The organism is Acidiphilium sp. (assembly GCF_049977125.1).
Lineage (GTDB): Bacteria > Pseudomonadota > Alphaproteobacteria > Acetobacterales > Acetobacteraceae > Acidiphilium.
In genome coordinates this window covers 16,152-24,090 of sequence record NZ_JBMFGY010000049.1, presented here as the reverse complement: position 1 = coordinate 24,090, position 7,939 = coordinate 16,152, and the positions used below count along the sequence as shown (strand labels likewise).

Here is a 7,939-nt window from a genome sequence, read left to right as displayed (position 1 = left end):
CATCGACAATCTCACCCTCGGCAACGACCTTCCCTTCACTCTGATTTCCGGCCCCTGTCAGATCGAATCCGCCGACCATGCGATGGGTGTTGCCGCAGCGCTTGTCGACATGACGCGCGCTCTCGGCATCGGGTTGATCTTCAAATCGAGCTATGACAAGGCCAACCGCACCTCCCTCGGCACCGGGCGTGGCGTCGGCATGGCGGCGGGCTTGCAGATATTAGCCGACATCCGCGCCAAATTTGCCATCCCGGTATTGACCGACGTGCATGATGCGCACCAATGCGCGCCGGTGGCCGAGGCGGTCGACGTTCTGCAGATCCCCGCTTTTCTCTGCCGCCAGACCGATCTGTTGCTGGCCGCCGGCAACACCGGCCGCGCGATCAACGTGAAGAAGGGCCAGTTCCTTGCCCCGTGGGACATGGCCAACGTCGCCGCCAAAATCGCCAGCACCGGCAACGAGCGCATCCTGCTGACCGAGCGCGGCGCTAGTTTCGGCTACAACACGCTGGTCAGCGACCTGCGGGCGCTGCCGATCATGGCGCGCACCGGATATCCGGTCGTGTTTGATGCCACGCATTCGGTACAACAGCCCGGCGGTCTGGGCGGCTCATCGGGCGGGCAGCGCGAATTCGCTCCTATGTTGGCGCGGGCGGCTTTAGCGGTGGGGTGTGCAGCGCTGTTCATCGAATGTCACCCCGATCCTGATCATGCGCCCTCGGATGGGCCGAACATGATACCGCTGGCCCAGATGCCAGCGCTGTTGGCACGGTTGCAGCGTTTCGACCTTGTCGCCAAATCCTCGGGATAATCGGGAACCGACTTGTCCCGCGAGGATGCCGTGATGCGCCGTTCGATTCTGGGTCGAGAGCGATATGCGATTAAGTTGACGCGACAGCGGCAACATCGTCGCATAAAATCACTCGAAAAAACATAGAGTTAGAGCGTTACGCTGAAAGCATAACGCTCTAACGGTCCGGTTTCGGGATCAATTCGGCAATCCGCCGGCGGACAATCAGCCCGGCCGCACGGCCATCGTCATGATCGGGCGATAAGCGATCACCGGCGGCTCGTAGGCTGAACCTGTGCCGCGTTGCTCGCATAATCGTGTCCTGAGAGCGACTTGGGTTGCGGCGGGCATCGTCGCACAAGACGAATCATGGCACGCGATACGATTGAACGGGGCAGGTTCACCAGGCGGGCGCTGATCCTGGGCGGGGTGCAGACCCTGGTGTTTGGCGGGCTGGTGGCGCGGCTCTATGATCTGCAGGTAATCGAGCATCCGCGCTACCGTCGGCGGGCGCGCGACAATGCTATCGCGCAGCGGCTGATCGCGCCGGAGCGTGGTTTGATCACGGATCGGACCGGAGCCCTTCTCGCCGGCAACCGCCAGCATTGGCGGGCCTTGTTTCTGATCACCGATGCGCATGACCCCGAGCAGGTCGTGACGCGGTTTGCGTCGCTGGTGATTTTGTCGCCGGCGGAGCGGGCACGGCTGACGGCGCTTCTTGCCGGGCCCGCGCGATATGTGCCGGTGGTGCTCAAGCATGATCTGGACTGGGCAGAAATGGCCCGTCTCGAGGTGCATGCGACACAATTGCCCGGCGTGATCATCGATCGAGGTTTTTCGCGCTATTATCCGCTGGGCGCGGCGGCGGCGCACACCATCGGCTACGTGGTGCGGCCAGACGCGGCCGAGGCGACGCGTTATCCGGTGCTGGCTCTGCCCGGCGCGCGGGTGGGGGGAGCCGGTATCGAGCAGGCGCGTCAGGCCGATCTGCTCGGCGCCCCCGGCGTGGTCGAGACCGAGGTGGACGCGCTAGGCTCCGTGGTGCGGGTGCTCGACCGGAATGCCGGTCAACAGGGCAAGACGGTCGCGTTGACTCTCGATGCCTCGTTGCAGCGCGAGGCGGTGGCGGCACTGAACGGGCGCGCGGGAGCGGTCGTGCTGCTCGATGTGCAGGATGGTGCTGTCCTCGCGATGGCGAGTGCGCCGTCGTTCGACCCGGCCTGGTTCGATCAGGGCGTACCGGATGCGGTATGGTCGGGCTGGATGCGGGATCCGGAACGGCCACTCACTGATCGGGCGACGCAAGGGCTGTACGCACCGGGGTCGTCGTTCAAGCCCACGGTTGCGCTGGCGGCGTTGCGCTGCGGCGCGATTACGCCGGAGACGCGGTTCTTTTGCCCGGGGTATCTCAAGATCGGCGACCGGATATTCTATTGCTGGCTGCGATCGGGCCATGGATCAATGGACGCGGCCTCGGCACTGCAACAGAGTTGCGATGTGTTCTATTATCATGTCGCGATGCGCGCAGGGATCGATCGGATGGCGGCGATGGGTACCTTGCTCGGGTTGACAGGACAGCCGCGACTCGATTTTCCCGGCCTAGCCACCGGATTCCTGCCAACCCATGGCTGGGCGCGGCAACGGCGGATCAACTGGACCGAGGGTGACACCGCGGTGCAGGGGATTGGGCAGGGTTACACGCTATTCACCCCGCTGAACCTCGCGACGATGATTGCGCGGGTGGCGACCGGTCGCGCGGTGGCGCCCCATCTGGTGCGATCAGTCGGCGGCGTCATGACCGATCGGCCACCGCCGCGGGGGTTGGGACTGGATGATCTGCATTGGGAAGTGGTGCGGCGGGGGCTGGACGAGGTCGTGAATACCCCGATGGGCACATCCTGGGGCGCGCGACTGATACTTCCGGGCGGCGTGCGCATGGCCGGCAAGACGGGGACAGCGCAGGTGATCAATGAAGACGCGGCGATGGAGGCGGCAAATTACAACGATTCGCGGCTGCCCTGGAAATTCCGCCCGAATGCTCTCTTCGTGGGCTACGCGCCGGTGATGCAACCCCGGTTCGCGGCGGCGGTGGTGATCGAGCACGGTACGCTGCTGGGGCCGGTGAAAGTCGCGCGCGATCTGTTCGCGGCGGCATTTCGTCAGGATCTCGTGATCGGGTGATGCGTCGTTGGGTCGATATGGTGCAGGGGTGTCGATCCGAGCCAGTCCGCATGCCGCAACCGGCAGTAGCCCTGCGTCAAGAAATCCGCTACAGGGGTACTGCATGCCAACTTGGCGTGGATGAACCGGGGGAATGGTCTCCCGGATGCGATCGGAAGGGCTAAGGTCATTCGGTTGCGTGGAATGCCGGTCTCTCCGGCGTTTCCGGCCACATGGCCCGTGGCTGTGCTCCACACAGCCCGACCCATGCCGCCCGAGACGCTGGCCCCGCTTCACGCCGCCCGATGCCGGCCTTTCCGGTCCTTTAAGTATGAAGGACTGAACGATGTTCGATAAGTATTTTCGCAAGGAACTCGACTGGGGTGGGCGCAAGCTCATTCTCGAAACCGGTAAGGTCGCGCGCCAAGCTGATGGCGCCGTGGTCGCCTCCTACGGTGACACCGTGGTGCTGGCCACCGCCGTCGGCGCCCGCAGCGTTAAGCCGGGGCAGGATTTCTTTCCGCTCACGGTGAACTACCAGGAGAAATTCTACGCCGCCGGGCGCATCCCGGGCGGTTTCTTCAAGCGCGAAGGTCGGCCGACTGACCGTGAAACCCTGATCTGCCGCCTGATCGACCGCCCGATCCGCCCGTTGTTCCCGCACGGGTTCAAAAACGAGGTGCAGGTCATTGTCAACGTGCTGAGCCACGATCTGGAGAACGAACCGGACATTCTTTCCCTGGTCGCGTCCTCGGCGGCGCTGACCCTGTCGGGGATTCCGTTCTTCGGCCCGGTCGGTGCCGCGCGTGTCGGCTATATCGATGGTGAATACGTTCTCAACCCGACTTCGGCGCAGATCAAGGAGAGCAAACTCGATCTGGTCGTCGCCGGCACCGCCGAAGGCGTTCTGATGGTCGAATCCGAGGCCAGCGAACTCTCCGAGGAGGTCATGCTCGGCGCCGTGGCGTTCGGTCATAAGGCGTTTCAACCGGTGATTCAGGCGATTGTCGAGCTCGCCGAACACGCGGCCAAGGAACCCTGGCCGCTAACCGAAGAGAGCGAAGAGGAAAAGACTCTTGCCGCGCGCCTCGATGCGCTCGCCCGTGAAGGTCTCCGCGCCGCCTATGACGAGAAGGAAAAAGGCGTCCGCCACGAGAAACTCGGTGCCGTGAAATCCGAAACCCTCGCCAAGCTCACCGAGGAAGGTCTCCCGGCCGACAAAGCCCGCGGTATGTTCAAGGAGCTCGAGGCCGACATCGTCCGCAACGCGATCCTCGATCATGGCATCCGAATCGATGGCCGTGACACCAAAACCGTCCGCCCGATCCTCGCCGAAGTCGGCGTTCTGCCGCGCACCCACGGCAGCGCGCTGTTCACCCGCGGCGAGACCCAGGCGCTGGTCGTTGCCACGCTCGGCACCGCCCAGGACGAGCAGATGATCGATGCGATCGAAGGGGAATACCGCGAGCATTTCATGCTCCACTACAATTTCCCTCCCTTCTCGGTCGGCGAGACCGGCCGCGTCGGCAGCCCCGGCCGTCGTGAAGTCGGCCACGGCAAGCTCGCCTGGCGCGCCATCCACCCGCTGCTCCCCGGCAAGGACAAGTTCCCGTACACTCTGCGGGTGGTCTCGGAAATCACCGAGAGCAACGGCTCCTCCTCGATGGCAACCGTCTGCGGCACCTCGCTCGCGCTGATGGACGCCGGCGTGCCGCTGGCCCGTCCGGTCGCCGGCATCGCGATGGGTCTGATCAAGGAAGATCGCGCCTTCGCCGTGCTGTCCGACATCCTGGGTGACGAGGATCATCTCGGCGACATGGATTTCAAGGTCGCCGGCACCGAATCCGGCATCACCTCGCTGCAGATGGACATCAAGATCACCTCGATCACCTTCGAGATCATGAAGATCGCGCTGGATCAGGCGAAAGACGGCCGCATGCATATCCTCGGCGAAATGGCCAAGGCGCTACAGGGCTCACGTGACGATGTTTCGCAAAATGCACCGCGCATCACCGTGATTTCCGTGCCAAAGGACAAGATCCGCGACGTGATCGGCACCGGCGGCAAAGTGATCCGCGAGATCGTCGAGCAGACCGGCTGCAAGATCGACATCGAGGACGACGGCACGATCAAGATCGCCGCGACGTCCGACGAGCAGGCGCAGAAGGCGATCGACAAGATCCGCGGCCTGACCTCCGAACCGGAAGTCGGCATGATCTACACCGGCAAGGTCGTGAAAGTGGCCGATTTCGGCGCCTTCGTGAACTTCTTCGGCGCCCGCGACGGCCTGGTTCATATCAGCGAGCTTGCCCAGGGCCGCGTTGCCAGGACCGGCGATGTGGTCAAGGCGGGCGATGTCGTCAAAGTCAAGATGATCGGACTCGACGATCGCGGCAAGGTCAAGCTGTCGATGCGCGTGGTGGATCAGGCGACCGGTGCGGACATCTCGGATCAGGTCGGCGGCAAGGGCCGGCGTGAGGATGCGGCGGAGTAACCAACGCTACTTTTTGTAAAAAAATAGCAAAGAACTTTTGATTTCTGTATGGCCGCTCACCTTGATGCGGCCATGCAAAGCACTGCCGATGCCAAGAACAATCTTTCGGCAGTGACGGAGCGGGCTTTGGCGGGTGAGAACATTATCATCACCCGCCACGGCACCCTCTCGTTCCCTTGAAACCGATCAAGCATAAACCACCAACTTCGACATCATTGCCGCGAAACCTTGGTCCGTCGCCTCGACACCGCCGCCAGCAACCGATGCCCTGCCTGTCGCCGTGCCGAACTAAATCAGTCGGTTGCGTCTAGAGCGATATGCGATTAATCTAACGCGGCAGCGGCAACATAATCGCATGAAATCGCTTGAAATCGCTTGAAAAAATATAGAGCTAGAGCGTTAAGCTGAAAGCATAACGCTCTAGCGTCTGAAACGTGTGTCGTGAGCTAAAGGTTGATCGTTTCCGGCCGCGAGGCCCGTAGGCCGAACCAGAGGGTCGGGATCAGCGTTGCCGTTTCAAACGCCATCGCGACCCACCATTGCCCGGTGAGCGCGTGCAGCGCGCCCATGCCGAGTGGTCCGGCGATCGAGACAGCGTAGCCGATGGTTTGCGAGAAGGCCGACAGAGCCATCGCTTCAGTCGCCCCGCCAGCCCGCAGCACGACGAAGGTGAGCGCGAGCGGAAACATCGCACCCTGCCCGACCCCCATGATCACGACCCACAGCCATGGTGCCGCCCCCGGTGCCAGCATCAAACCGAGGTAACCGACCAGGGTCACGCTCAGAATCGCGATGGTCAGGCCGCGCTGATCGCGACTGCGGGCAGCCAGGCTTGGCGTGACCAGCGTTGATGGCAATGCCACGATGGTACTGACCGACAACATCAGCCCCGCCGTCGCCGGCGTAACCCCCACACTGTGCAACAGGGCTGGCAGCCATGACAGCAGCGCATAATAGCCAAGTGACTGGAATCCCATGAACAGCGTTACCGCCCAGGCCAACGGGCTGCGCGCCATCCGCGCGAAGCCACCCGACCAGTGCTGCAACGGCACACGGGTGGCGCCATGCGCCAGTTGGGGCAGCCACACGACCAATGCCACGAGCGCCGGTATCGCCCAGAATCCAAGCGCGAAACGCCAACTCAGCTCAGTGGCATGCGCCAGCGGCACGCTCACCCCCGCACCGGTCGCCGCGGTGACATACAGAATCGTGACGTATAATCCGGTGACCAGCCCGACGCGGCCTGGAAAATCACGCTTCACGATCGCCGGGATCAGCACATTGCCCACCGCGATGGCCCCTGCCGCCAGAATTGTGCCGCTATAGAGGGCGGATGCGGAATCGATCAGTCGGAGCGCCAGCCCCACAAACAGCAGCGCAAGCACACCCAGTACAACCGACTCCAACCCAAACCGCCGTTGCAACGGCAAACTCACCGGCGCGAGCGCGGCAAAGCATATTACGGGAATCGTCGCCAGGGCGATCAGACCGAAGCTGCCGAGACCGAGCGAGGTGCCGATCAGCACCAAAAGTGGCGAGACCGAGGTGATGCCGGGTCGCAGATTCGCCGCGATCAGCAACACCCCGGCCAGCAACAGAATCTGCCGCCCGGACCATAGCCGCCTTGTGGTTTCGATCGTGGCAAGCCGTGCCACGATCAGGCGGCGGGCAAAAAGCGCTTGACCAGCGCCGATACCTTGTGCCGGCGCATTTCGTATTTCGCCTTGGCATCGGTGGTCATATAGTTGAGCTGCACCGTATAGCGCTTGCCAACGAAGGTGCGATGGCCATGCCACGAGGTCGGCCCATTCGGAAAGGCCAGCAGCGTGCCATCGACCGGTGGCACCTCGACCGCATAATCTTCAAGATCGTTTGAGCCGCGCAGTAGACGCAGGCATCCATCCTGCCGCGCCCAGGCTTCGCTCGCCGGATTGAGATAAAGTAATATCGTAACGCGCTTCGCGACGGAATCGCAATGGATCTGCCCATCCTTGGCACCGGTCTGCCCGCGCAAGGTTATCATCACCGGTGCGTCGGTCAGATCAAGGTTAAACTGACGGGCGATCACAGCGCGAAACGCATCGCTCCGCATTTCATGCACGAGTGTCGCTGCATCTGTTCCGAGCCGCAACGACTCGATCGGGAAACTACCTCGCGCGGCAATCGGCGGCAGGCCAGCCACCACCCCCGCCAACCGCTCCGGGCGGATGAACCCGCGCATCACCAAATGGGTGAACGGGTCGGATGCCACCGGCATGGCGGCGAGGCCTTCGAGATCGAGGATGGTTCCGCTCATGGACTGGCTTTCGTTTGACAAGCGCCGAATTTGATGGGGCTTAGATGGGAGCGATCTTACAGGAAGGGAGGGCCGAATGAAAATCATGCGGCGCGGTGGTTCGGATTTCGGTATTTTGTTCGGAAGGCTCGCGCTCGCCGCGGTGTTCATCCAGGCGGGGTGGAGCAAGCTGATGTCTTGGCCCGGCATCGTGCACCTG

The 7,939-nt window shown here is 62.9% G+C and carries 6 protein-coding genes; 4 read left to right on the top strand and 2 right to left on the bottom strand.

Going from position 1 to position 7,939, the window contains the following annotated elements; all coding sequences use genetic code 11:
- Position 1 precedes the first annotated feature (1 nt).
- From kdsA to ACP5E6_RS09580, 4 genes are all read left to right on the top strand, one after another.
- The gene (kdsA, locus tag ACP5E6_RS09595; protein WP_427954010.1) at positions 2 to 811 is read left to right on the top strand and encodes a 3-deoxy-8-phosphooctulonate synthase; all 810 of its coding nucleotides are present in this window, start codon (positions 2 to 4) and stop codon (positions 809 to 811) included.
- A 348-nt stretch (positions 812 to 1,159) separates the two neighbouring features.
- Positions 1,160 to 2,971 carry a penicillin-binding protein 2 gene (mrdA, locus tag ACP5E6_RS09590; RefSeq protein ID WP_427954009.1) on the top strand — a complete coding sequence of 604 codons (1,812 nt, stop codon included), beginning with the start codon at positions 1,160 to 1,162 and terminating at the stop codon, positions 2,969 to 2,971.
- A 325-nt stretch (positions 2,972 to 3,296) separates the two neighbouring features.
- Complete coding sequence (gene pnp / locus ACP5E6_RS09585; protein WP_427954008.1) at positions 3,297 to 5,444, top strand: polyribonucleotide nucleotidyltransferase; 2,148 nt, start codon at positions 3,297 to 3,299, stop codon at positions 5,442 to 5,444.
- A 72-nt stretch (positions 5,445 to 5,516) separates the two neighbouring features.
- Positions 5,517 to 5,624 (top strand): type II toxin-antitoxin system Phd/YefM family antitoxin, encoded by a 108-nt coding sequence (locus ACP5E6_RS09580; RefSeq protein WP_427954007.1) that lies wholly within the window; start codon positions 5,517 to 5,519, stop codon positions 5,622 to 5,624.
- A gap of 266 nt (positions 5,625 to 5,890) precedes the next feature.
- On the opposite strand, the gene ACP5E6_RS09575 is transcribed toward ACP5E6_RS09580, so the two are convergent.
- Positions 5,891 to 7,099 carry a CynX/NimT family MFS transporter gene (locus tag ACP5E6_RS09575; protein ID WP_427954006.1) on the bottom strand — a complete coding sequence of 403 codons (1,209 nt, stop codon included), beginning with the start codon at positions 7,097 to 7,099 and terminating at the stop codon, positions 5,891 to 5,893.
- Between the two features lie 2 nt (positions 7,100 to 7,101).
- Positions 7,102 to 7,740 carry a 2OG-Fe(II) oxygenase gene (locus ACP5E6_RS09570; RefSeq protein ID WP_427954005.1) on the bottom strand — a complete coding sequence of 213 codons (639 nt, stop codon included), beginning with the start codon at positions 7,738 to 7,740 and terminating at the stop codon, positions 7,102 to 7,104.
- Positions 7,741 to 7,939: the final 199 nt, after the last annotated feature.